This is a genomic window from Yersinia vastinensis, from assembly GCF_902726565.1.
GTDB lineage: Bacteria > Pseudomonadota > Gammaproteobacteria > Enterobacterales > Enterobacteriaceae > Yersinia > Yersinia vastinensis.
In genome coordinates this window covers 36,599-59,689 of the sequence record NZ_CACVAF010000012.1, presented here as the reverse complement: position 1 = coordinate 59,689, position 23,091 = coordinate 36,599, and the positions used below count along the sequence as shown (strand labels likewise).

The window sequence follows — 23,091 nt, the reverse complement described above, 5'->3', positions numbered from 1 at the left end:
AAGTTTATCACCTTAACGGGTGATGGCCTTTTTGTTCGTTTTATAATCTAATTTGAGCCGGTTCACACTTTTCAATGAAAATGACTGAAAATTTTCTCGACGAGTTATGTAGACTGGCTGCCATTATTAATGAGGCACGTGTACATGACTACTGAGCTTGAAACCTCTTTCGCTGATTTGGGGCTGTCTGCTCCTATTCTTTCTGCCCTGACTACTTTGGGTTATGAAAAACCATCTCCAATTCAATTGGAATGTATTCCACACCTGTTGAACGGTCGCGATGTTCTTGGTATGGCGCAAACCGGTAGCGGCAAAACTGCTGCATTCGGGCTTCCGCTGTTGCACAACATCGACCCAGAACTGAAAGCACCGCAGGTGCTGGTACTGGCTCCAACCCGTGAGTTGGCGATTCAGGTTGCTGAAGCATTAACGAGCTTCTCTAAAGATATTAAAGGCGTTAACGTTGTGGCCCTTTACGGTGGCCAGCGTTATGACGTTCAATTACGCGCTTTGCGCCAGGGGCCACAAGTTGTTGTTGGCACCCCAGGTCGTCTGTTAGACCACCTGAAACGCGGTACTCTTAATTTGTCCAACCTGAAAGGTTTAGTATTGGACGAAGCAGATGAAATGCTGCGCATGGGCTTTATCGAAGACGTTGAAAACATTCTGGCGCAGATCCCGGCTGAACATCAGACCGCCTTGTTCTCTGCAACTATGCCAGAAGCTATTCGCCGTATTACCCGTCGCTTTATGAAAGAGCCACAGGAAGTACGTATTCAGTCTAGCGTGACAACTCGTCCTGATATTAGCCAAGTCTATTGGAAAGTGGGCGGTGGCTATCGTAAAAACGAAGCGCTGGTACGTTTCCTGGAAGCGGAAGATTTTGATGCCGCTATCATCTTCGTGCGGACTAAAAACGCCACTCTGGAAGTTGCTGAAACCTTGGAGCGTAGCGGTTATAGCAGCGCTGCACTGAACGGCGACATGAACCAAGCGCTGCGTGAGCAGACTCTGGAACGTCTGAAAGATGGCCGTTTGGATATCCTGATTGCAACTGACGTTGCCGCACGTGGTTTGGACGTTGAACGTATCAGCCTAGTAGTAAACTATGATATCCCTATGGATTCAGAGTCTTACGTTCACCGTATTGGCCGTACTGGTCGTGCAGGTCGTGCTGGCCGTGCGTTACTGTTCGTTGAGAACCGTGAACGCCGTCTGTTGCAGAACATTGAACGTACTATGAAGCTGACCATTCCTGAAGTTGAGCTGCCAAATGCACAGCTGCTGAGCGAACGTCGTTTAGCTAAGTTTGCTGCTAAAGTTAGCCAACAACTGGAAAGCAGTGATTTGGATATGTACCGTGCGTTGCTGACTAAACTGCAACCAGAAGAAGAGTTTGATATTGAAACTCTGGCTGCGGCATTGCTGAAAATGGCACAGGGCGAACGTCCTTTGATCCTGCCACCAGAAGCGCCACGTCGTCCACAGCGTGAATTCAATTCTCGCGATGACCGTGGTAACGACCGTGGCCGTGATCGTGGTGATAGCCGCCGTGACAACCGTTCTGACAGTCGTGATGGTGGCGATCGTCCAGCGCGTCGCGAGCGTCGTGATGTCGGCGAGATGGAACTGTACCGCATTGAAGTGGGCCGTGATGATGGTGTTGAAGTTCGTCATATCGTTGGTGCTATTGCTAACGAAGGTGATATCAGCAGCCGTTACATCGGTAACATCAAGCTGTTTGCTTCCCACTCAACTATCGAACTGCCAAAAGGCATGCCGGGCGAAATGTTATCTCACTTCACCCGCACCCGTATCCTGAATAAGCCGCTGAACATGCAGCTGTTGGGTGATGCACAGCCACATGAACGCCGTGAGCGTCCAGCTGGCGGTAACGGTGGTGAGCGTCGTGGCGGTGGCCGTTCATTCGGCGGCGAACGTCGTGATGGTGCTGGTGCTCCTCCTCGTCGTTCATTCGGTAGCGATCGTGCCCCAGCCGGTGGTGGCGAACGTCGCCCACCACGTGATGCTCAGCGTTCATCAGCACCACGTCGTGATGATGCAGCAACACCTGCTGCGCCAGCACGTCGTCGTTTTGGTGATGCATAAGTCTTAATCATCTCTGGTGATTAAACAGAAAAACCAGCCTTCGGGCTGGTTTTTTTATGGGGGTGAAACATAACGCAGATCGTCCAACAATAGAGTAAGCCTATGTATTAGTGACTCAATTAATTAGGATAGAATTTATGATGTTAATTCTTAATTAATAATAACGATAAAAAAAATGCAGCTTATATCTTTTTAATTTAATCAAATATAATATTTGCATATTATGGAGCATCATAATTTCTCCACAATTACCAATTAATTTACATATATTTTCATTGAAATAAAGATATTTTATTCGATTGTGCTAGAATTGTTTTGAAATAGAAAAATAGTTATTTGTCACAAGGAACACTAAAATGAAAGCTTATATAGTCATCCCTCTTTTCTCTTTTATTCTCACTGCATGTTCAACACCGGCAACATCACTCAGTAATGAAGACCTTTGTGCAAAGTTAGCGGAAGGTGAGTATTTTAAAAATAACTGGATTTGGGATCCTACGTATAAAGAATATCAGCAGAGAAAAGATAAAGGGACTATCTCTGTAGATCAATGCGATACGATAAGGGCAAAGAATATCGCTATCTTTACCCAAAAGGATGCTGAAGCGGAAGTTGAGTCTGACTAACTAAGTCAGCACCCATAAGGCTTTCCTTGTAGAGAGGTATTTTCTTAGTAAGTGATGAGGTGTTATCGCACACAGCAGAGTACCCCAAGTGAGTATCAAATATAAACCTTAATAGCCATTATCAGTTTTACTATGATTCATTCCTGTTATCGACTTTATTATTTATAATAAGGTTCGCTAAAATTGAAAATGATATTGAAACTCAAAATGGAGTTTATGGTATTTAACACGTTTTATTTTTTATAAAGTAATGGTGTTTATATTGTTACTCATTTTTTTCAAAGAAATTCAATGGGCTCTTAAATTAAACAAAACATATGAAAAACGTATGTGTAGTTATTATGGTCACTGAAAAAAACCAGCCCGAGGGCTGGTTTTTTATGCCGGTGGTAGTGAGCTTATTAATTAGGTTACAGACGCTCAATCGGTTGCAGGTCTTGCTGCAAACTGGCAATTATCTCAAATGAATACAAACGTGCTTGATGGTCAAAAATTTGGCCGTTCACCATGAGTTCATCCGCTTGAGTTTCCCGTAATAATGATTGAAGTCCGTGTCGGACTTTGCTTTTGTCTCCAATGATGGATAAGCGCAACGCCTGATCAACACCAAACTGCTCGGCTGGAGAGCAAATATGTTCCATATTTTCGACCGGTGGCGGAAGTTGGCCCGGTGTACCGCGACGCAAACTAACAAATTGTTGCTGCATAGAGGTAAACAGGAAGCGAGCATCACGTTCGCTGTCTGCCGCCACGACATTTACGCAGACGATGGCATAAGGTTTAGGCCACTGGGCGGAGGGCTTAAAGTTTTCCCGGTATAACTTGAGTGCCTGCAATAACATATCCGGCGCAAAATGCGAGGCAAAAGCAAAAGGCAGCCCCATAGCAGCAGCCAGTTGCGCGCTATACAGGCTGGAACCCAAAAGCCACAGGGGGACATGTAAGCCTTGGCCGGGAACAGCTTGCACCGCTTGTCCAGGTTGAGTTTCTGCAAAATAGCTTTGTAACTCACGGACATCGGCTGGGAAATTATCGATCTCTCCTGATAGATGACGGCGAAGTGCCATCATGGTGCGTTGATCACTGCCGGGTGCCCGACCAAGCCCCAGATCGATACGATCAGGATAGAGTGAGGCGAGGGTGCCAAACTGCTCGGCAATCACCAGTGGTGAATGGTTAGGCAGCATCACCCCACCGGAGCCAACGCGAATACTGCGGGTACCACCAGCAATATACCCAATCAATACAGAGGTTGCGGCGCTGGCAATCCCTGTCATATTGTGGTGTTCAGCCAGCCAGTAGCGGTGATATCCCCATTTTTCAGCATGTTGAGCCAGATCCAGCGAAGCATGAAACGCATCTCGCGGAGTTTTTCCCTGAGCGATTGGGGATAAATCGAGAACAGAAAGTGGCACTGGCTTATTATCGGTCATTGAATCGTCCATCTTTACCTCATGTCGAGTCGCTTGAAGGGCGAACGCATTAATTTACAAACATATTTTTAACGCTATATTCAGTAATAACCGCATTTATGCACTCACAAAAAATGGCATAAAATGCGAGGCTATTACCTGTTGCAGCATAATCTAAATGATCCATGCTGAAGAGGTAATAAATGCGGCGATTAAAGGACTACTGAACCCATGAAGAAGAAAACGTTATTTACCCTGTTGTTAGTCGTGGTGGTCATTGCCATGGCGGTACTGTTCCGTGCTCATAATCAAGATTTACTCTTACAAGGTGAAGTGGATGCACCGGAAGTGATTGTGTCGTCTAAAGCGAAAGGGCGGGTAATCGAACGCCATGTGGAACGGGGTGATGACGTCAAAGCAGGGCAATTGTTGATTACGCTAGAAAGCCCAGAGCTGATGGCGCAATTAGCAGGCTTAGAAGCAGCTCGTGATCAGGCGCAGGCGCAGCTAGATGAGTCGCTACATGGGACGCGGGAAGAGAGTATTCGTAATTTAAGGGCCAATTTGGCACAGGCGCAGGCCGAATATGAAAACGCACTTCATACCTATAACCGCAACAACAGTGTAGCAGCAAAAGGGTTTATTTCAGCCTCCGAGTTGGAAGATTCACGCCGTGCTAAAGAGACTGCCTATCAGCAAGTTCAAGCTGCTCAGGCCAATTTGGATGAAGGCCTGCATGGCGATCGTTCGGAGTTACGTGATAAATATGCCGCGGCTGTTCGTCAGGCCGAGCAAGATTTAGTGCAATTGAAAGCGCAAACTGATGATTTGCAGGTGCGTGCTCCGGTCGCCGGTGAAGTTGGCCCTATTCCGGCAGAAGTGGGAGAATTGCTTAATGCTTCCAGCCCCTTACTCACATTAATTCGCCTGCCGCAGGCTTATTTTGTCTTTAACCTGCGCGAAGATATTCTGGCAGATGTGCGTAAAGGCGATAAAGTGACTGTGCGGGTTCCGGCACTGAAAGAGAAAGACATCACAGCTGAAGTGCGCTATATCGCCCCCTTAGGTGACTATGCTACCAAACGTGCGACACGCGCTACTGGCGATTTTGACCTGAAAACCTTTGAGGTTCGTCTTTATCCTGCTCAACCTGTTGAAGGGCTACGCCCAGGGATGAGTGCACTCTGGCAGTGGAAAGAGTAAGTGGAAAAGGTCAGAGGTAAAACTATCGACAGAATGCGGGCTGGTTGGCGCTGTTTTAGTCGCTATTTTGGCCAGGAAACGCGTTCGGCATTTCGCAGTCCGGTGTTTCACTGGCTCAGTTGGTGCTTCCCATTACTGCTGTTTATCTTAATCAGTAGTAATTTTTCCGAAGGGACTTTGTTGGATTTGCCGGTTTCAGTGGTTGATAACGATCATTCGCCACTCTCAAAGTCATTAATTCGCAAACTGGATGCGGGCTCTCATGCACAAGTCGTGGCCTATGAAGGCGGGTTAGATGAAGCATTGCGCCGTCTGCGTAGTGCGCAGGATTATGCTTTACTTTATATTCCAACAGACTTCGAAGCGGATGCTTTGGCAGGCCGCCAACCCAGCATTGTGCTGTATTACAATGCGCTGTTTTATGGGGCTGGTTTATACGCGACACAAGATTTCAGTGGGTTGATGACGGAGGCCAATAGTACTTTCCGTACGATTATTGCCGGTGAAATGGGGAAGACTTTGCCGCCACTGGCCAATGTGACGCTCTCTTATGGCAGCTTGTTTAACGCCAGCGGCAGTTATATTTATTATCAGCAGTTTGCCGCTACAATCCATTTATTGCAGTTATTCGTTATCACGTGGATGATCTATGTTTTGGCGCGCAGTAAGGCACTGCTGACCGCCAAGCCTTTTAGTTTGGCCCTGTTAGGCAAGTTGGCACCTTATACCCTGTTTTTTACCACGTTACTGATGGTAGAAATTGCCATGTTGGTGGGGTTCTTTGGGGCCAGAGTCAGTGGCAATCCACTCTTTATGCCGCTGATTGGGTTCTTTTACGTTATGGCAGCCCAAAGTATTGGTGTATTGCTTTTCACCTTCACCAGCAGCGCCATCACGGCCTACAGCCTGATTGGGATCATCGTGAGTATCGCGTTAACTTTTTCGGGCATGGCGGTGCCGGAACTGTCGATGCCTCTGCCTGCGCGCATTATTTCCAATATCGAACCACTGACCCATGCGCTTTACGCTATGTTCGATGTGTTCCTGCGCCAAGTACCGGCCAGTGCTATTTTCAGTGTCTGCGCTATCTTGTTGATTTATCCGCTAGTGACCTCCCTGTTGGTGCGTAATCGCTTACTGATTCGGCTACAAAAGCAGGAGACTGTCTGATGAATAGCAGTCTAAAAAGCTATTGGCAGACATTCAGTCGGGTGCTGATGGGGATGCTGGAAAAGCCCATGTGGTTGATGCTGTTGGTTTCACTTTGCGTGATGAGCATGGTCTATGCCAATCACACGGTGTGGGATCTTCCGGTTGCTGTGGTTGATCAAGACCACAGTACCGCCAGCCGCCAATTGATTCGTCAGTTGGATGCCACCTCAAAAATTTCTATCAAAATTTATGACAATTTGCCGGATGCCCAGCGAGATCTCGCGTGGCGTAAATTATTTGCGGTGATCATAATGCCGACGGATCTGGAGAAAAAGATCCTCAATGGCGAAAGCATTGTGATCCCGGTCTACGGTGATGCCACTAACCGTTTGGCAAATGGGCAAATCCAGCAAGATGTGGTGACGGCTTATCAACAACTGCTGAATGAATATAATAGCGGCTTATTATTACGCAGTGGTTTTACTCCGCGTCAGGCTGAGGTGTTGTTGACCCCGATTCGTGGACAGACACTAGATGTGTTCAATCCCGGTATCAGTTTCGCCGCCATTATTTTCCCTGGTTTGTTAGTCATGCTGCTACAGCACTCATTATTGATTGCCTGTGTGCGCGTCAGTATTGCCATGAAGAGCGCACCTTCAGGGAAACCTTCCATTCCGGTTTATTTGGGGGGGCTTTCTGCACTGCTGCCTATTTGGTTATTTTTGTCGATTGTGTTGTTTGTGCTGTGGCCGTGGGTACTGGGTTACCGCCAAACGGCATCGATTCCTGAAGTGTTGCTACTGACTTTTCCATTCTTGCTGGCGGTGTTGGGGCTGGGTAAGCTGGTGACCGAGTGTCTGCGCAGTGTCGAAATGATCTATTTGACGCTTTCGTTTGTCACCATGCCAATTTTTTATATTTCTGGCACCATTTGGCCGCTCCAAGCCATGCCGGGGTGGGTGCGAGCCATCTCTTCAATGCTGCCCTCAACTTGGGCGACCAAGGCTATCGCCGGAGTCAATCAGATGGGACTCCCCCTGCGCGATGTGGTTGGTGATGTGCTGATGTTGCTATTATTAGGTGCGATTTATACTCTGATTGGCATTAGCGTTGGAATATTACGCAATCGCGTGAAATTGCGCGCACTGATCCGGCGGAAATCGGCGTTTAAATAATGAAATACCGGGCGAGATACTGCGCCCGGTGACATGCTAGGAAACTAACTCTAATCCGGCAAGCCGCCGCCAGTAACCATTGCAATCGGTTTTATCCGCCAACGTCAGCGGGTTCATTCCCAACTCATTTGCGCGGAATTGATCAATCATGTCTAACGTCTCGATACTTTGTGGCGAAAGACGGACGATATCCACCAATCCTTGCATAGAAATCAGGTCGTTACCGAGATTATAGCAGTAGCCACTTTGGGTCTGAATGCCGTTGAGGATGAACACTTGTTGGTCTTCCTGTGATAGCACTGGACGCCCTTGCGGGTACTTAATGCAGCAGGTTTCGCATTCATCTTTGGCCCGATCTTCTGAACGTGCAGTGAAACAGCGAGCAGAATACGCCAGCGGTAAATGACCGTAGCTCATCACTTCGACTTCAAACTGGTTGCGGAACCCCAGCTCTTCACACTGTTGCAGCACATTCGCCAGCCAGTCACGGGAGAGTTCAACCGGCATACACCAACGCATCATGCCCTGACGATGTAAAATCCGCAGGGTATAGGCGTTGTAGCAATTCAATGCATGGCCCGCAACAAATGGCAAACTGCGTTCAGCTGCCATATTCACTGCGCCCAAGTCGTTCGCTTCCAGCAAGAATTCCCCATTTTCTACATAGCGCTTGAGTTCATTTAGTTCTGATGGCGCTTGTAGCAGTGCCAGAGTGGAAATCACCACTTGTTTCCCGCTAGCGGCAACTTCTTTGGCAAGGGCTAACCAGTCGCCGACCTTCATCTCGCGGCGCTTGGTACACACATTCTCACCCAGATAAATGATGTCGGCGCTGCTGGAGGCTGCGGCCTGATAAAAAGCTTCAATATCGGTTTTTGGCCAGTAATAGAGAACTGCGCCTAAGGCGTACTTCATGTTTCCTCCGGCTACTGCCACTTACGATGATAAGCACCCAGGGTTGTTTGGGTACCTTCGGACATTGCGCCCAGTTGTTCCATCCATTCCGCTTTGGCGGAAAATTGCGCTGGGTTGGCCTGATAGCGGTCAATCGCCTGTCGCCAGACTTTAGCCACCTGACTGACATAAGCAGGGCTGCGCTGACGGCCTTCAATTTTTACCGAGGCGATATTGGCAGCAAATAATTCAGGTAACAGCGCTAATGTGTTCAAACTGGTTGGCTCCTCCAGTGCATGATAGCGCTGGCCATCTACCAGATAGCGCCCTTTGCATAGTGTCGGATAACCCGCATTTTCGTTATCTTCATAGCGGTCTATCAGCACCTCATTGAGGCGTGACTCCATCCCTTGCGGGGTTTGTTGCCAGCGCACAAAGCGTGCGGGTGAACAAGCGCCGACCGTATTGGGGGATTCGCCGGTTAAATAAGATGAAAGATAACAACGGCCTTCAGCCATAATACATAAACTACCGAAGGCAAAAACCTCCAATGGAACTGGGCTGGTGCGTGACAGTTGTTTTACCTGATGCATGGAGAGCACTCGCGGTAAAACCACTCGTGCCACATCAAAGTGGCGCTGATAGAAGCGGATGGCTTCATCATTGGTGGCGGATGCTTGCACCGAGACATGGCGTTCGACTTCTGGGTAACGCTCGGCGGCATATTCCAGCATCGCCAAATCTGCCAGAATTAGAGCATCGGCTCCCAGTTGTGCCGCCATATCTACAGCTCGCTGCCAGCGGGAATAGCCGTCCGGGTGGGCGAAAGTATTAATGGCGATATGTAATTTACGTTTGCGGTTGTGAACATAATTGACCGCTTCCTGTAGCTTTTTATCGGTGAAGTTAAGTCCGGCAAAATGGCGGGCATTAGTATCATCTTTCAAGCCGATATAAACCGCGTCAGCACCATTATCGATTGCAGCCTTTAATGCGGGTAAATTGCCGGCAGGGCAAAGCAGCTCCATAGAATTTTCCCCATCCGAAGATGATATTCGTATTTTATCGAGTGGCGATTTTAGTCAACCAGCCAGAAACTGACCTTGATTTAAGGCAGTTTCTTTCGCATTGATGGCTTTCTTCCGCTATTTAGCAAAGAGCTGATGCAAAATTTATTGATATAACCCGCTTTCCTATTTCACCAATGTGGCAAAATACTTCTATTCGGCATCACTTTTTATTAAAAGGAGACATCGCCTGTGTTGGAACAACTACGTGCACGCCTCGTGCGTCAAGGACCGGCGCTGCTGCGGGGTCCATTAAAACTGACCCCATTTGCCTTGCAACGTCAGGTACTGGAACAAGTTCTGGGTTGGCAATTCCGGCAAGCATTGCTGGATGGCGATCTGGAGTTTCTGGAGTCTCGCTGGTTAAAAATTGAAGTGCGTGACCTCGCATTGCAATGGTTTATGACAGTAGAAAACGGTAGGCTGGTGGTAAGCCAACAGGCTGAAGCTGATGTTAGCTTTAGTGGTGATGCTAACGATCTGATTTTGATCGCTGCCCGTAAAGAAGATCCGGATACGCTATTTTTCCAGCGCCGGTTACGAATTGAGGGGGATACCGAATTGGGCCTGTATGTGAAAAACCTGATGGATGCCATTGAATTGGAATCTATGCCGACTCTATTAAGAGTGGGTTTGCAGCAGTTAGCTGAATTTGTCGAAGCGGGTCAGCAAGAGGGTACGGCCAGTGCTTCCCGTACATTAGCATCGTGCTGATCCGGGTCGAAATTCCGGTGGATGCACCGGGGATCGACGCACTATTGCGCCAGGCATTCCAGCGAGATGATGAAGCTGATTTGGTGCAGCAATTGCGCGAGGATGGCTTACTGACACTGGGCATTGTGGCAACCGATGATGAAGGCGGCGTTGTGGGCTATGCGGCATTCAGCCCGGTTGATGTCGGGGGGGAAGATCGTCAATGGGTCGCCCTAGCTCCGCTGGCCGTGGAAGAGAGTCTGCGTCGGCAAGGCTTGGCTGAGAAACTGGTGTATGAAGGGTTAGATTCTCTCAACGAATTTGGCTATGCCGCCGTTGTGGTGCTAGGTGAACCTTCCTATTATCAGCGCTTTGGCTTTGTTCCTGCCGCTCGTCATCAATTGACTTGCCGCTGGCCTGGTACTGAAGAGGCTTTTCAGGTTTACGCGCTGGCAGAAGATGCATTGACCGATGCTCATGGTGAAGTGGTATTTTCTGAGCCGTTTAACCGGTTTTAATCGCTCATTCTTTATCTAGAAGTAATGTTTTCAACGACGAAGGCTGGCTCACCACCAGCTTTTCTTTTTGCTGCTTAGTGAGCTGCTTTACCCGATATTCCAGTTTCAACGCAGTCGAACGATCCCCTGCCTCACAATGATATACCAGCGCTAGCTCACCTTTGCCTCGCAGTGCTTTTGCGCCTTTCCCGGTCTGATGCTGCGTTAACCGGCGAGTGACATCTGTCGTAATACCGGTGTACAGCATGCCAGTGGTGGTGCGCAGCAGATAGAGGTGCCAAAGGCTGTCCGACATAATCTTATTCCAGTCCGGGGGTAGCGGTTCGGAACATTATTACCGGAATTCCATATTGCATCCTGTCTTTTTTATCTGCTGGCACCTGTTCTGATTAAATTATGACTATTTTACTTACTTCACTTTTGCTGCAAATTCAAAGCGTGGTGAAACCAGACCATACAGTGTCCAACCAAGGAAGGTCACAATCGCGCCCCAAGTCATGGCTTCCTGACCTGAGCTGTACAGAGCATAGAAGCTGTACATCGCACCGATAAAGGCAATGATATTGGCTTTCCGGGCTTTGGCTGGCGCAACATTGGCTGTTTTCTGGATAATGACCAGTGCGGCCATCGACAGAATGTAAGGGATGATATTGGTGACTACCGCCAAATTAACCAGTACGTTGAACTGCTTATTCAGTGATGGGCTAATAGTCATCAGAGATAGCACGCTCTGGATGATAACAATGGTCAGCATCCCTTTAATCGGTGCATCGGCCTTGCTGACTTTGGAGAAAATTTTCGGGAAGAAGCCTTCGTCAGCAGAAGATTTAAAGACTTGAGCAATAGTGAACTGCCAACCAAGTAATGAACCCACGCAAGACATGATCATCAAAGCCATGATGATTTTACCGACGGCGGGGGTGAACATATAAGCAAATGCCAGACCAAATGGTGCTGTAGAGTTAGCCAAATCCATATTTGGCACGATACCGGCAATCACATTGGTTGAAATAATATAGATAACGGCTGCACCTAAAGTCCCGCCCAACACAGCTATCGGAACATTACGTTCAGGGTTTTCTACGGCGTCGGTGTTAGCACAAGCAGATTCCAGACCCAAGAAAGCCCACAGTGTCATGGAAATGGAAGAGCCAATAGCTTCAAAGGTTGGCACACCGTGCGGGTTCCATGCTGCGGCATACGCGGAGCCGCTAAACCAGAACCAGCCAATAATGGAAATACCCACTACCGGGATGATAACCCCCCAGATAGTGACACTACTGATTTGCCCGGTGATACGTGCACCGCCGAAGTTAGCTACTGTTGCTAGCCACAGTACGCCGATGGTGGCAATACAAATTCCCAGAGGTGTTAAGGTTGCCCCCAGTAATTCTGTTCCGTAGCCAACAGCCGAAATGGCAATGGCGATGTTGGCGATTAACAGTGATGCACCATAGGTATAGTTAGCCATAAAATTGCCAGATTTGCCGAAAGCATACTCAGCATAACCTCCCATTCCGCCTGATTTACGGCTGAACATACCGCATTGGGCGAAAGCATAAGCCAGTGCCATGGAACCCACTGCGGTGACTAACCAAGAAACGATAGAAATCGTCCCGACTTCGGCGAGTTTGGTCGGCAGCATAATTATGCCTGACCCCATCATATTGACGGCAGTCAGAATAGTTAACTGTACTACTCCCATCTTATTATTTGTTTTACTCATTTTTATTATCTCTTTTTTAATTTCAGAGACTGCGGGAATAATTTATCCCCGCAGGTTTGAGCTAAGGTTGGTGTTGTCAATTCCCGCGATTATTTAAATTACAGCGTGGTTTGTTGCCCAACTGTATTTCTAAATAACAGGGAGGAAGTTATTTTGTTCTATTGATTATTTCATCATATAGCCGTATGCACGGTTCCATCCGTCTTCATCGACTTGTAAATAAACACCTTGTAATTCAGGTGCAAAGCCTGGCAATAAATTAATACTCTCTTCGAGTGCCAGGAAATAACGTTGAGCGGCACCTCCCCATACTTCACCAGGGACAACACACAAAACTCCTGGTGGGTAAGGAAGTGCACCCTCAGCGGCAATTCTCCCCTCGGCTTTACACAGTGGCACTAATTCAGCATGACCACGGACGAATTCAATATTGGCATCCTGAGGATTCATCATGACTTTAGGGAAATACTGTTTACGGAACATTTCTTTTTGTAATTGCTTAACGTCATAACTGACATAAAGGTCATGCATTTCCTGACATAGTTTACCGATGGTATAACCTTTATAACGAGTTTCGTTATTACGATAAACTGTCGGTAATACATCGCTTAACAAAGCATCTTCTTCAATGAAACGTTCAAAGCGAGCAATTTGCGCCACTAAATGTTGCATTTTCGCCAAGTCTTCTGCTGGCGTTAATAAGAACAGAATGGAATTAAGATCGCACTTCTCTGGTACAATTCCATTCTCACGTAGGAAATTAGCCAGAATGGTTGCTGGAATCCCAGATGCTGTATATTCACCTGTGTTGGTATCAATACCTGGTGTGGTTAATAACAGTTTACATGGGTCAACAAAATATTGTGACTCTTCATAGCCCTCGAAAGCATGCCATTTTTCACCAGGAATAAAATTAAAGAAGCGTAGGTCTTGGGCCATGGCTTCAGTGTCATATTCTTGCCATGGTTTACCATCAACCTCTACCGGAACAAATGGCTTAATCATATTACAGGTATTTAGGAGCATTTTACGGGCTTCAATACCGGTCTTAACACAATCGAGCCACATGCGTTGGCCACTTTTTCCTTCATGCATTTTCGCATTAACATCTAATGCTGCAAATAATGGATAGAATGGGCTGGTGGATGCATGCAGCATAAAGGCGTTATTAAAGCGTTTGTGATTACAGTAACGATCCTGACCTTTAATATGTTTATCTTTTTTATGAATTTGTGATGTTTGTGAAAAACCCGCTTGTTGCTTATGTACTGATTGCGTCACGATAATGCCCGGATCGTTCTCATTTAGTTCAAGCAATAGGGGGGAACAATCTTTCATCATTGGAATAAATTGCTCGTAACCCACCCATGCTGAGTCAAACAGAATATAGTCACAAAGGTGGCCGATTTTATCCACGACCTGGCGTGCGTTATAAATTGTACCGTCGTAAGTACCCAGTTGGATAATCGCCAAACGGAATGGACGCGCTTCCTGAGCACGGTCAGGCGCGACGCTACGTATTTGTTCACGCAGGTATTTTTCTTCAAAGCAGTGCGCATCAATCCCACCAATAAAGCCAAACGGGTTGCGGGCCGTTTCCAGATAAACTGGCGTTGCCCCAGCCTGAATCAATGCGCCATGGTGATTGGATTTGTGATTATTACGGTCAAACAGTACCAGATCGCCACGGGCTAATAGGGCATTAGTTGCCACTTTATTTGAAGCAGATGTTCCGTTCAGTACGAAATAGGTTTTATCAGCATTAAATACTTTCGCTGCATGTTTTTGAGCATCACAAGGAGCACCTTCATGAATGAGCAAATCACCTAATTTGACGTCAGCATTACACATATCAGAGCGGAAAATAGTTTCACCGTAGAAGTCAAAGAACTGACGACCAGCCGGGTGTTTACGGAAGAATTGACCGCCTTGATGCCCTGGACAAGCAAAGGTTGAATTCCCCATTTCGACATATTTTTTTAATGTACTAAAGAAGGGTGGCAGTAACTCTTTTTCATATTTTTCAGCGGCTGATTCTAGCTGTTTACCGTAAAAATCAGTATTGTCGCCGCACAGTTCAAATACCCCGTTTAAAGACGGTAATACATCGGTATTTAATTCTTCTTCACAGCAAACCGCTGCAAAAATTGGAATCTCAAGGCCTAATGAATGGATACTATCAATCACACCATTATTAATGTCATGAACAGAAAGTACAACGGCGGCAACATCTGTAAAGTCCGTATGTAAAACATCCACGACTTCTCGCTGTGATTCAAAGCAAGCGATAGCTGATGTACTCGCCGCGATATTTAATTTTTTCATTATAAATTCTCGTTTATTTTAAGAGGCTATTACGCCCACATTATTTGTTAGTTTGTTGACGTTAATTTTTATTAAATTTTATGTATAGCAGTCCGTATCAATGAAATTGAATTCATTAATATATGATTTGCTAGTCTGCGAAATACTATGGCTGAATTTTAGGCATAGTATTCCCTATGTCATTTAACATGAACGACAAAGGAGACATTGCTTTTTACGGGATAGCTATGTTTCTGCTGGAAGGTTCAAAAACACTTTGCCGATATTGATTGATTAATAGCAACAATCTAATAGGCGTGAAAATAAAACTGAGTGTTTGAATCTTCGGAGAACGCAGACAATAATTAACATCACGCAAAGGCAGTGAGCACTTTTCGCTTCTGTTAAAAATTGTGCATAGACAATGACTATCCAATAAAAATGGATGCCATCGCAGGAAGGATTTTATCTGAAATGGAAATAGGAAAAGTTAAAATAACTACGGTGCGCCGGCATCATTAAATGCGTTGTCCGCCTTATATGCGCCATTTTCTTGTTATTATTTTCCATTTGTGTAAGGTCTCTGTTTTTTTAAACAAATATTGGTTTTAAACAAGCTTTTCGTTTTAAACAGTCATTTATAAAAACGTACTGATGGCGGCTATTTTAGTCATAACACTTATTCATTCTGTGACTCACATCATGTTTTTCACCGATTTAAAAATGCTTTTTGACTAGAAGATGAATAAAACCCTCTATTTATTCATTTTAAACGTTGTTTATTCAAAACTGTACTGAGTATTATGCAAAACAGTAGGGTTATATTTAACACGGCAGATACATTGGTAGGTCTATTATTATTCAATATACGCAATGAGAGCGGGTTCTTAATAAATATTGTATTTTAATTGTTAATCCAGAATGATTTGTTACATCCCCATTTATACAAATTTTTTGCATAGAAATGCATATTTATCTTATGCAGTAAATGCTAACTAAATCACATTATAAGGCACTTTTTCGCCATATTCCCCATTATCAGGGAGGATATGCTGGGATTGATCCCTTGAGCAGCGATAAGTGTGGGGAAAGAGGGGCAAGGGCTACCCCTACATGAATAAACTTAACTGAATAGCGGCAGGCTGCTGCGCGTTAAAGGGACTTTGACGTGTATTATCTTCTGTTGGCGAGTCAATTCGATAGAGAGTATCTCGCCATCATTCTCCACCTGCACCTGTGAAAGCGGGTCGTGATTGTTCATATCAAACACGCAGGTTATCTGAGCTTCAGGCTGGCGGTTACGTAAAATTAAATAGCTTATATCACGCACTGATGGGTTGGCTGGTGCTAAGCCTTGCAATAAGGTGGCATCTGCGGCTAGCCACAATGAGAGTGGGCGCGCTGTGGTTTGATAGTTGCACTGGGTGATCGTTTGAAGCTGCCGGGCAGTGACCTGATGCAGATATTGCAATGGCCCGCTACCACTTAACGTGATGTTTTCCCCCTCCTTCAGTATGGCGTTCCCATCAATATGTAGTGTCCAATCCCACTGTTGTTGATGTGGATTGATAATGCTGCTGATATCGATGATGGCATCTTCTAGCCAGAGAATACGGCGGCGGAATTTAACGTCACGATAGGCTTCGCAATCCCATTGTACGCGGGTATGGCTATCCAACTCCGGCGCTTTTTGGCCCCAATCCACCTCAGTATCCAACCAACTGTAGTTTGCAGATTGATGCCAGTTATGAATCACCGGAACTGCCGGCGGTTGGTTCGCCTGATTTATACTCAGCGTGTTGTGAGTCGCACTGTTTTTGTAGTAGCCATAATGCAATTGCGCGCCATAGCCAGTGGTGCCTAAATCCGGCAAGATCTCGTGCTGTTGCTCAAACAGGATTAAATTCAGTCGATCATAATGGTCGTGCTCACCCCCATAAGGACTGTGTTTGACCAGTAAAGCTCGGCCAGACTGTGGTTGACGTAAAATGGTTAAACCGCAGTCTGGGGCATGCAAGGTATCCGTTGGAATGACATCAATTATTTGTGGCGGTAATGTCTCGACACCGTACAGCAAAGCATCCAGATTGAGGCGGGGTTGTTGACGATAAATATGGTGCAGGGCGGCAGCATATTCATCATTGCCATAAGTTTTAAAGGCAAATTCATATAAGTGAGCATGATTGAGCTGTTCCTGTCCGGCAGTACAGTCATTAATGCGTGGGAAGGTGCCATCTGGCATCAACAGCTTAAGCGGAAAACTAAGCATATCGCGGTAGTATGGCAGGGCCAGTAGGCTATATTGGCTCCCCGCGGCCAGTTTTTCAAATGACCAAAAGCCTTGCAGCGCATAAAAGTGATAATGCACTGAGCCTTCAAACCACAATCCTTCATTGAATAGCCCATGCTCCAACTGATAGCGCAGGCCGTAATCGTCATTAACGGCAAACTCAATATAGTGTTCTTCCGCCAGAATCAGACCTATCACGGCAATCGCGCTACTGATTTTGACTTCATGATTATGTAACTGACGAGTGCGGTGCTGCATCAGAAAATCAGCGCCTTCACGTAATAGGCGCCCGGCAATGCAGTCACGCTGTTCCTGACTGAGTGCATCGGCGATAAAATCATAACCCAGTGCAAAATCGAGCAGGCAATTGGCTTCACACAACGTTTGTGCATTGGCTTTACCCGGCCCATTGTATGGGATGCCGCCGTGCACCTGATAGTCAGGGTAGTAGTGGGCGTAGTTGATGAGAATATCCCGTACTTTATTGAAGTAGGTTATTTCACCGGTTAATTGCCACAGTAAGCCCAACTGATTACAGGCTTTGGCATTCAGGCCATTGAGTGCCCGCCACCAAGCACCGTCATAAGGTTCGCCACTAAACAATTGTGAGTCCACCGGGCAACGGTGTTGGGTAGGGGAATTAAGATCCCACTCCAACCGCACACCGTGGTCTGGGCAATAATAGTAGTGGTTCCAAGTGGCGATTCCGGTCGCGGGGACCCGTGTTTCCGAGCCCAAAACCACCTGATTATCCGCAATCAGTGTGGCAATAATCTCCGGATGTTGTACAACTCTCTGGCGGATTTCAACCATCTGCCTGTCTGTAAACTGCTTCATATCTGGTGCTTCCTCGGCTATACCCTTGATATTTGAAGTCGCAGGATTGTTAGCTGCGTTCTATTACTCGGCCCATCCTTGGGCCTTGCCTCTTCGAGGCTGCGCTAGGCCACGTTCAAACCAGCTCTCAACAGATTTATCATCCGAATCAACTCGTTGGGTTAGTTTATCGGGATGAGTTCGCTAGCCGCCTGCCTGCAACTCCAATAGTTGTGGGTATTGGCTTATTTTTGTTTTATTGGGTAGAGCAGGATTTCAACAGCATCAGGGTATTTGGCTATCAGATATTGTGCTTTCTGCTCGAAATCAGGGTCTGCCGGGTAGGCTCGTGCGGCTGCCATCATATTGACCAGCGCTTTTTTATCTTGCACGCCATCTAAGTCTTTATATGGCCAGGCTTGGTCGGTATTGATAAAACCAGCTACATATTGATAGCCTTTTTTCAGACTGTGTTCGTCCAGACTAAAGTTCCAGATATCTTTATCGGCTACTTCTCCCAGACGGCCTAGCTTGTTGTAGGCTTCCAGATGAAAATTGCTGTAATGCCACGGGCGAGTGCGTTCCAGTTCTGCATTTTGGCGGCCTTGGATATCAAAATGCGATGGGATGCGGCGCAGTTGAGTGATTTCCAAACGTTTCTGCGCGGCAGCTTTTTGGTCGCTGAACAGCGCAAAAGAGGCGGCCTGCATATCAAAATAGGTGCCGTGATTATTGTGCCAGTTATCTTCTTCAAAGCCGTTCTGGCTGGTCGTCATCCATTGATAAAAATCTTTGTACCAAAGTTTGATTGCCTGATAGTCATTTTCAGTGAGCACATTGGCCGGTCTTATCAATTCAACTGCGTCAATAACATCGACAAGCGCCCGGCTATCAATCAAACCAATACCGCGGCCTTCATTAATTCCTGGTATAGCTTGCGCATATTGTAGATTCGGATTCATTCGGGTATTGGGATTGACGAACCAGTTGACCAATTGGTCTCGTGCTTTTTCGGCATACTCCGGCTTGCCAGTAAAGCGGTAAGCCAATGCCAGATAATAGACATCCTCACTGAAACTGTTCATGCGTTTTTTATCAGTGGCGTCACTATTGGCGTCTGGATTTGTTTCCCCATCTTTGCGCAAATAAGGCATACCGTCTTTCTTGCTTGGGTCTGGCCACCAATAAGGCGGGAAGCTGTAATAGTCATGTTTATCACCACTGGCGGCCAACAGGCTTTTATCCATTACGGAATAGAGTGGTTTTTTTAGTGCCTTATCAGCCTTAGTTATCAGATTTTTATAGGATTTTTCATATAGTGGATTATTTTGCTTAACTTGATCAATGCTATAGTTTATGTCGTCCACTTTTAATAGTAATGGGTGACTTTCTGCCGCATAAATAAATGGCGACGATCCTAGAAGAATAGCCAGTAATAGGTTTTTTTTACCCAGAGTTTTCATCATTACTTTCCTTATTCTTTATGTTTTACATGATTAAAAATAAAGTAAATTGATTCATTTAATTAATTTATCATTTTTTATCAAATAGATTTTTCACCTAATAAAAACAAGGTTATTGACTATTCTCGTACTCTTTTTATAAAAAAGAACACTGTTCCATTTCACGAGGATTTGAATTCTAGGGCAAAGTTTTTGGACTTTTGTGATCCAAGTCGATCTTATAAATTATCTGTAAATAAATGATTTAAATTGTGATTGTCATCAAGTTAAATCTCTATTTTAGACGTTTTTTAGCCAATTAAAATAATTACACCATTTTTTTAATTTTTAAAATGAATATTTAATCTTATTGTTTTATATGAATATTTTTGTTTTTTGTGATTTTTGTATTATTTTTCAAGTGTGATCTCAAGCAGAAATTTATAAATGGAATTAAGTTTTATTTTTTATGGTGTAGTTTTTTGTTTTCCTCTGAGTTCTAATGTTATCGAGTGTTTCGTGATTTTATTCTGTTATTTAAACCTCTGGGTAAATTCAAAAAAATTAGATATCAACGAGGACGCTGAGATGAAGACAAAAATGATAATGTCAAAAGTAAAAATAAAATCTTTGCTGTTATTAACTTATTTAGCCATGGGGATTCCTTCCCTTCACGCGGCGGAAACCTTGCAAGTGTGGATCCGCGCCAGTAATGATTCTAAAAATATTTATAAAAAAGAAGCTGACACTTTTGAGAAAAAAACCGGTATCAAAATTGAATATTTCAATGCAACAACCGATTTTGAACAGCGTCTAGCGCGGGCTGCTGCGGGTAACGCACTACCGGACTTGATTTTCAACGATGCCGTGGCTATTGGACAGTTCGTTCAACTGGGTATTGTTGAGCCGATTGAGCCGAAAAACATTATTGGTGGGGAAGATATCTTCGAAACCGCCTGGAAGAGTGCGCAATATATTGATGGCAAATATTATGGTGTACCGACCTCAGCACAAACTTTTGCCTTGTTTATACGTAAAGACTGGCGGGAGAAGCTGGGGTTAGAGCAACCTAAAAACTGGCAAGATATCAGTGAAATGGCGAAAGCTATTACCTTTAATGATCCAGATGGTAATGGTAAGAATGACACCTACGGCTTTATTCTGCCGGGTTCAACTACCCGTGGTTACGCCAGTTGGTTTATCAGTTCCTATCTTTGGCAGGCTGGGGGCGACTTCATTCGCCCGGCAGGTGAGGGCAAGTTTAAAGGTTCACTGGAAGAGCCAGCCGCAACTGAAACCCTGAGCTTCATGCGTGGCATGGTGTGCGATAAAACTGTCCAGCCGGGGGCAATTAACGCCACCACTGCTGATGCCATCCCTTCATTCCGCTCTGGTCAAAGTGGCATGTTCTTCTCTGGCCCTTATCACATCGCCTTATTTGATAAAGATCCCGGTAAAGACGCTTTCGAAGTGATCCCGCCACCGACGGGGCCAAAAGGGCAGGCAACACTGGCTGAGGGTACGACGGTGTTTATGATGAAAAGCAGCAAACAGAAAGAAGCTGCTCAGAAATTCATTGAATTTATGATCTCTCCGGAAGGCCAGCAAATCGGCATGGGCATGGGCAGCAACAATATGCCAGTCGTGCGGTTATCGATTAATAAACAAGTTGATACCAAAGCCGTCTATAACGACCCTCGCTGGGCAATGTTTGCTGATTTGTATGCCGAACATGGCCGCTATATTCCACAAGTACCTAACTGGACGCCAATTCGTCAAGTGACGGCTGAAGGCTTCAACCGCATCTTAGCTAGCTGTGACAGTGATATCCCTGCTGAATTAAAAGCAGTGAATCAGAAAGTGAATGATGAGTTGGCTAAACAGAATGTCTTAGGGCAGTGAGTAAATCATGATAACGCTAACCCCCCGACTAAAACGTAATCTGGTCCCGTGGCTGTTTCTGGCCCCGGCACTGGTCATCTTCACCTGGTTTAAATTCATCCCGATGTTACAAGGGTTGGTGATGAGTTTTTACAAGGTTAACTTTAACCAGCCAAATGAGTGGGTCGGGTTTGATAACTTTTCCCGCGCGATGGGTGATGAAGCACTGCATTCAGCCGTTTTCAACACCCTGTTATATGTGGTGGTCACCATGGTGGTGGCCGCTTTCATCTCCTTCTTTTTAGCCATGCTATTAGAAGGGCCAGCTCGGCATCTGCGTTTTATCCGTACCGCGATCTTCCTACCAGCGGTAACCAGTGCGGCGATCGTCGCTGAAATGTGGCGGATTCTGTTTAATCCAACCAGTAACGGTGTTGTGAACCATATTCTGTCGTGGTTCAGCATTGAAGCGCAGGGTTTTCTGGCAGATACCGATCAGGCGCTGTGGACGGTGATGATGCTGCATATCTGGAAAGCCGTGCCCTACAACATGGTTATCTTTATTGCCGGGTTAGCGGGTATTAACCGCGATTTATATGACGCCTCGAATGTGGATGGAGCCAACTGGTGGAACCGCCTGCGTTACGTCACGTTGCCGGGCATGATCCCTGCACTTTCTGTGGTACTGATGTTGTCGTTTATCCGTGGTTTTCGTGTATTCGCTGAAGTCTATGCCACCACAGGCGGTGGTCCGTCAAATGCAACAGAGATGATCATGACTCATATCTACAAGCTGGGCTTTGAGCAGTTTGACTATGGTTATGCGTCAGCGGTCTCCTTCCTGTTATTCGCTTTCACTGTGGTATTGACGATTTGTCACCTCACATTGAAAAAGCGTATCGCCCGTTACTAACCTGAGCCGGAGACTGGTAATGAAAAGTAAAACGTGGAACAGTATCGGCCGCTGGATAATTTATGGCCTGCTGCTGGTGGTCTTTGTTGGTCCGTATTGGGGCATCATCGCCACCGCATTTAGCGGCGCGCCGGTCAAACCTGGTGAGCTACTGGCCTGGCCAAATCAGTTCTCATGGGAGAACTTTATCTTTGCCTGGATGGATATCGGCGTCTGGCAATACCTGCTGAACTCCATCATCGTGGTGTTCTTCGGTACGATTTTACAGGTGTCAGTCAGTGCGTTAGCCGCTTATGCGCTGGCCCGTAAAAAGTTTGTAGGGGTCTCTCTGACGAGCTTGATCATTCTTTCGACCATGATGTTGCCGGAAGAAGTGATCGCCATCCCTCTCTATATGATCATCAACTGGCAACTGCCAGTGATCGATGCTTCGCTGTACAACAGCTATTTGGGCATGATCTTGCCGATAGTCGGCTGGGCTTTCTCAATCTTTGTTCTGACCGAATTTATGGCGGCTATCCCGAAAGAGCTGGAAGAGGCGGCACGTATTGATGGGGCCAGTGAATGGCAAATTTTCTTCCACGTCATCCTGCCACTGGTTAAACCGGCATTGGGTACGGTCGTGACCTTCGGCTTCATCATGATTTGGGACCAATACCTGCTGCCATTGATCGTGGTGAATCAGGACAGCCTGAATACCATTCCGGTGATCCTCGGCACTTTACGTACCGACGAGAGCATCACACCAAACATCTTTATTGCCATCACTCTGCTGGCGATGTTGCCAAGCATCATCGTGTATCTGGGTCTGCAAAAACATTTCAATCGCGGGATCATGTCTGGCGCGGTTAAAGGCTAGGGAGAAACAAA

General features: G+C 46.1%; 20 protein-coding genes. 11 read left to right on the top strand and 9 right to left on the bottom strand.

Translation table 11 applies throughout. The annotated features are described in order from the left end of the window. Positions 1-74 precede the first annotated feature (74 nt). From yrbN to HUZ92_RS16810, 3 genes are all read left to right on the top strand, one after another. On the top strand, positions 75-155 hold the full coding sequence (gene yrbN / locus HUZ92_RS21050) for a protein YrbN (RefSeq protein WP_096335046.1): 81 nt from the start codon (positions 75-77) through the stop codon (positions 153-155). Then, positions 145-2,109, top strand: a complete 1,965-nt coding sequence (locus tag HUZ92_RS16815; protein WP_050295927.1) for a DEAD/DEAH family ATP-dependent RNA helicase — start codon at positions 145-147, stop codon at positions 2,107-2,109. The genes yrbN and HUZ92_RS16815 overlap by 11 nt, the downstream gene beginning before the upstream one ends. A gap of 356 nt (positions 2,110-2,465) precedes the next feature. Continuing rightward, entirely contained in the window at positions 2,466-2,735 is a 270-nt protein-coding gene (locus HUZ92_RS16810) for a hypothetical protein (protein ID WP_050099861.1), read from the top strand. A 410-nt stretch (positions 2,736-3,145) separates the two neighbouring features. Here the strand turns inward: HUZ92_RS16810 and HUZ92_RS16805 are convergent, their stop codons facing one another. After that, on the bottom strand, positions 3,146-4,180 hold the full coding sequence (locus HUZ92_RS16805; RefSeq protein ID WP_128451313.1) for a luciferase-like monooxygenase: 1,035 nt from the start codon (positions 4,178-4,180) through the stop codon (positions 3,146-3,148). A 198-nt stretch (positions 4,181-4,378) separates the two neighbouring features. On the opposite strand from HUZ92_RS16805, the gene HUZ92_RS16800 reads away from it, so the two are divergent. From HUZ92_RS16800 to HUZ92_RS16790, 3 genes are read left to right on the top strand one after another with little or no spacing between them, the layout of a single operon-like run. Then, positions 4,379-5,350, top strand: a complete 972-nt coding sequence (locus HUZ92_RS16800; RefSeq protein WP_050099862.1) for an HlyD family secretion protein — start codon at positions 4,379-4,381, stop codon at positions 5,348-5,350. Positions 5,351-5,383: 33 nt separating this feature from the next. After that, positions 5,384-6,520 carry an ABC transporter permease gene (locus HUZ92_RS16795; protein WP_050295960.1) on the top strand — a complete coding sequence of 379 codons (1,137 nt, stop codon included), beginning with the start codon at positions 5,384-5,386 and terminating at the stop codon, positions 6,518-6,520. After that, on the top strand, positions 6,520-7,677 hold the full coding sequence (locus HUZ92_RS16790) for an ABC transporter permease (protein WP_145580082.1): 1,158 nt from the start codon (positions 6,520-6,522) through the stop codon (positions 7,675-7,677). Before HUZ92_RS16795 ends, HUZ92_RS16790 begins: the two co-directional genes overlap by 1 nt. A 36-nt stretch (positions 7,678-7,713) precedes the next feature. Here the strand turns inward: HUZ92_RS16790 and HUZ92_RS16785 are convergent, their stop codons facing one another. After that, positions 7,714-8,592 (bottom strand): U32 family peptidase, encoded by an 879-nt coding sequence (locus tag HUZ92_RS16785; protein ID WP_128451314.1) that lies wholly within the window; start codon positions 8,590-8,592, stop codon positions 7,714-7,716. 11 nt (positions 8,593-8,603) lie between these two features. Continuing rightward, positions 8,604-9,599, bottom strand: coding sequence for a ubiquinone anaerobic biosynthesis protein UbiU (gene ubiU / locus HUZ92_RS16780; RefSeq protein ID WP_050099865.1), 996 nt, complete (start codon positions 9,597-9,599; stop codon positions 8,604-8,606). Between the two features lie 231 nt (positions 9,600-9,830). Here ubiU and ubiT point away from each other — a divergent pair, with 231 nt between their 5' ends. Then, a complete protein-coding gene (ubiT, locus tag HUZ92_RS16775; RefSeq protein ID WP_050099867.1) occupies positions 9,831-10,352 on the top strand; it encodes a ubiquinone anaerobic biosynthesis accessory factor UbiT in 522 nt (173 codons plus the stop codon). Further along, positions 10,346-10,849, top strand: a complete 504-nt coding sequence (locus HUZ92_RS16770) for a GNAT family N-acetyltransferase (RefSeq protein WP_050099869.1) — start codon at positions 10,346-10,348, stop codon at positions 10,847-10,849. Before ubiT ends, HUZ92_RS16770 begins: the two co-directional genes overlap by 7 nt. A gap of 4 nt (positions 10,850-10,853) precedes the next feature. Here HUZ92_RS16770 and HUZ92_RS16765 read toward each other — a convergent pair whose 3' ends face one another. The 6 genes from HUZ92_RS16765 to HUZ92_RS16740 form a co-directional block, all read right to left on the bottom strand. Next, complete coding sequence (locus tag HUZ92_RS16765; RefSeq protein ID WP_050099871.1) at positions 10,854-11,144, bottom strand: GIY-YIG nuclease family protein; 291 nt, start codon at positions 11,142-11,144, stop codon at positions 10,854-10,856. Positions 11,145-11,258: 114 nt separating this feature from the next. Next, a complete protein-coding gene (gene potE / locus HUZ92_RS16760; RefSeq protein ID WP_050099873.1) occupies positions 11,259-12,575 on the bottom strand; it encodes a putrescine-ornithine antiporter in 1,317 nt (438 codons plus the stop codon). A 165-nt stretch (positions 12,576-12,740) separates the two neighbouring features. Then, positions 12,741-14,900, bottom strand: a complete 2,160-nt coding sequence (gene speF, locus HUZ92_RS16755) for an ornithine decarboxylase SpeF (RefSeq protein ID WP_050099874.1) — start codon at positions 14,898-14,900, stop codon at positions 12,741-12,743. 444 nt (positions 14,901-15,344) lie between these two features. After that, the gene (speFL, locus tag HUZ92_RS16750; RefSeq protein WP_390900123.1) at positions 15,345-15,428 is read right to left on the bottom strand and encodes a leader peptide SpeFL; all 84 of its coding nucleotides are present in this window, start codon (positions 15,426-15,428) and stop codon (positions 15,345-15,347) included. A gap of 574 nt (positions 15,429-16,002) precedes the next feature. Beyond that, entirely contained in the window at positions 16,003-18,006 is a 2,004-nt protein-coding gene (locus HUZ92_RS16745) for a heparinase II/III domain-containing protein (RefSeq protein ID WP_145580081.1), read from the bottom strand. Between the two features lie 224 nt (positions 18,007-18,230). Continuing rightward, positions 18,231-19,451, bottom strand: coding sequence for an alginate lyase family protein (locus HUZ92_RS16740; RefSeq protein ID WP_072086639.1), 1,221 nt, complete (start codon positions 19,449-19,451; stop codon positions 18,231-18,233). A 564-nt stretch (positions 19,452-20,015) separates the two neighbouring features. Here HUZ92_RS16740 and HUZ92_RS16735 point away from each other — a divergent pair. Genes HUZ92_RS16735 through HUZ92_RS16725 form a run of 3 tightly spaced genes read left to right on the top strand, consistent with a single transcriptional unit; the run spans position 20,016 to position 23,080 of the window. Further along, positions 20,016-21,329, top strand: coding sequence for an ABC transporter substrate-binding protein (locus HUZ92_RS16735; RefSeq protein WP_050100138.1), 1,314 nt, complete (start codon positions 20,016-20,018; stop codon positions 21,327-21,329). Between the two features lie 7 nt (positions 21,330-21,336). Then, positions 21,337-22,221, top strand: a complete 885-nt coding sequence (locus HUZ92_RS16730) for a carbohydrate ABC transporter permease (RefSeq protein WP_050110295.1) — start codon at positions 21,337-21,339, stop codon at positions 22,219-22,221. A gap of 19 nt (positions 22,222-22,240) precedes the next feature. Then, positions 22,241-23,080: a carbohydrate ABC transporter permease gene (locus tag HUZ92_RS16725; RefSeq protein WP_050099881.1), complete on the top strand. Its 840-nt coding sequence runs from the start codon at positions 22,241-22,243 to the stop codon at positions 23,078-23,080. Positions 23,081-23,091: the final 11 nt, after the last annotated feature.

What these genes read in the sequence shown, in the direction of transcription:
- speFL (WP_390900123.1), bottom strand. Translation starts at nt 15,428, where the DNA reads ATGGCGCATATAAGGCGGACAACGCATTTAATGATGCCGGCGCACCGT.
- HUZ92_RS16730 (WP_050110295.1), top strand. Translation starts at nt 21,337, where the DNA reads ATGATAACGCTAACCCCCCGACTAAAACGTAATCTGGTCCCGTGGCTG.
- HUZ92_RS16810 (WP_050099861.1), top strand. Translation starts at nt 2,466, where the DNA reads ATGAAAGCTTATATAGTCATCCCTCTTTTCTCTTTTATTCTCACTGCA.
- HUZ92_RS16725 (WP_050099881.1), top strand. Translation starts at nt 22,241, where the DNA reads ATGAAAAGTAAAACGTGGAACAGTATCGGCCGCTGGATAATTTATGGC.
- HUZ92_RS16795 (WP_050295960.1), top strand. Translation starts at nt 5,384, where the DNA reads ATGCGGGCTGGTTGGCGCTGTTTTAGTCGCTATTTTGGCCAGGAAACG.
- HUZ92_RS16800 (WP_050099862.1), top strand. Translation starts at nt 4,379, where the DNA reads ATGAAGAAGAAAACGTTATTTACCCTGTTGTTAGTCGTGGTGGTCATT.
- HUZ92_RS16765 (WP_050099871.1), bottom strand. Translation starts at nt 11,144, where the DNA reads ATGTCGGACAGCCTTTGGCACCTCTATCTGCTGCGCACCACCACTGGC.
- speF (WP_050099874.1), bottom strand. Translation starts at nt 14,900, where the DNA reads ATGAAAAAATTAAATATCGCGGCGAGTACATCAGCTATCGCTTGCTTT.
- yrbN (WP_096335046.1), top strand. Translation starts at nt 75, where the DNA reads ATGAAAATGACTGAAAATTTTCTCGACGAGTTATGTAGACTGGCTGCC.
- HUZ92_RS16785 (WP_128451314.1), bottom strand. Translation starts at nt 8,592, where the DNA reads ATGAAGTACGCCTTAGGCGCAGTTCTCTATTACTGGCCAAAAACCGAT.
- HUZ92_RS16815 (WP_050295927.1), top strand. Translation starts at nt 145, where the DNA reads ATGACTACTGAGCTTGAAACCTCTTTCGCTGATTTGGGGCTGTCTGCT.
- HUZ92_RS16805 (WP_128451313.1), bottom strand. Translation starts at nt 4,180, where the DNA reads ATGGACGATTCAATGACCGATAATAAGCCAGTGCCACTTTCTGTTCTC.
- HUZ92_RS16790 (WP_145580082.1), top strand. Translation starts at nt 6,520, where the DNA reads ATGAATAGCAGTCTAAAAAGCTATTGGCAGACATTCAGTCGGGTGCTG.
- potE (WP_050099873.1), bottom strand. Translation starts at nt 12,575, where the DNA reads ATGAGTAAAACAAATAATAAGATGGGAGTAGTACAGTTAACTATTCTG.
- HUZ92_RS16735 (WP_050100138.1), top strand. Translation starts at nt 20,016, where the DNA reads ATGAAGACAAAAATGATAATGTCAAAAGTAAAAATAAAATCTTTGCTG.
- HUZ92_RS16745 (WP_145580081.1), bottom strand. Translation starts at nt 18,006, where the DNA reads ATGAAGCAGTTTACAGACAGGCAGATGGTTGAAATCCGCCAGAGAGTT.
- HUZ92_RS16740 (WP_072086639.1), bottom strand. Translation starts at nt 19,451, where the DNA reads ATGATGAAAACTCTGGGTAAAAAAAACCTATTACTGGCTATTCTTCTA.
- ubiU (WP_050099865.1), bottom strand. Translation starts at nt 9,599, where the DNA reads ATGGAGCTGCTTTGCCCTGCCGGCAATTTACCCGCATTAAAGGCTGCA.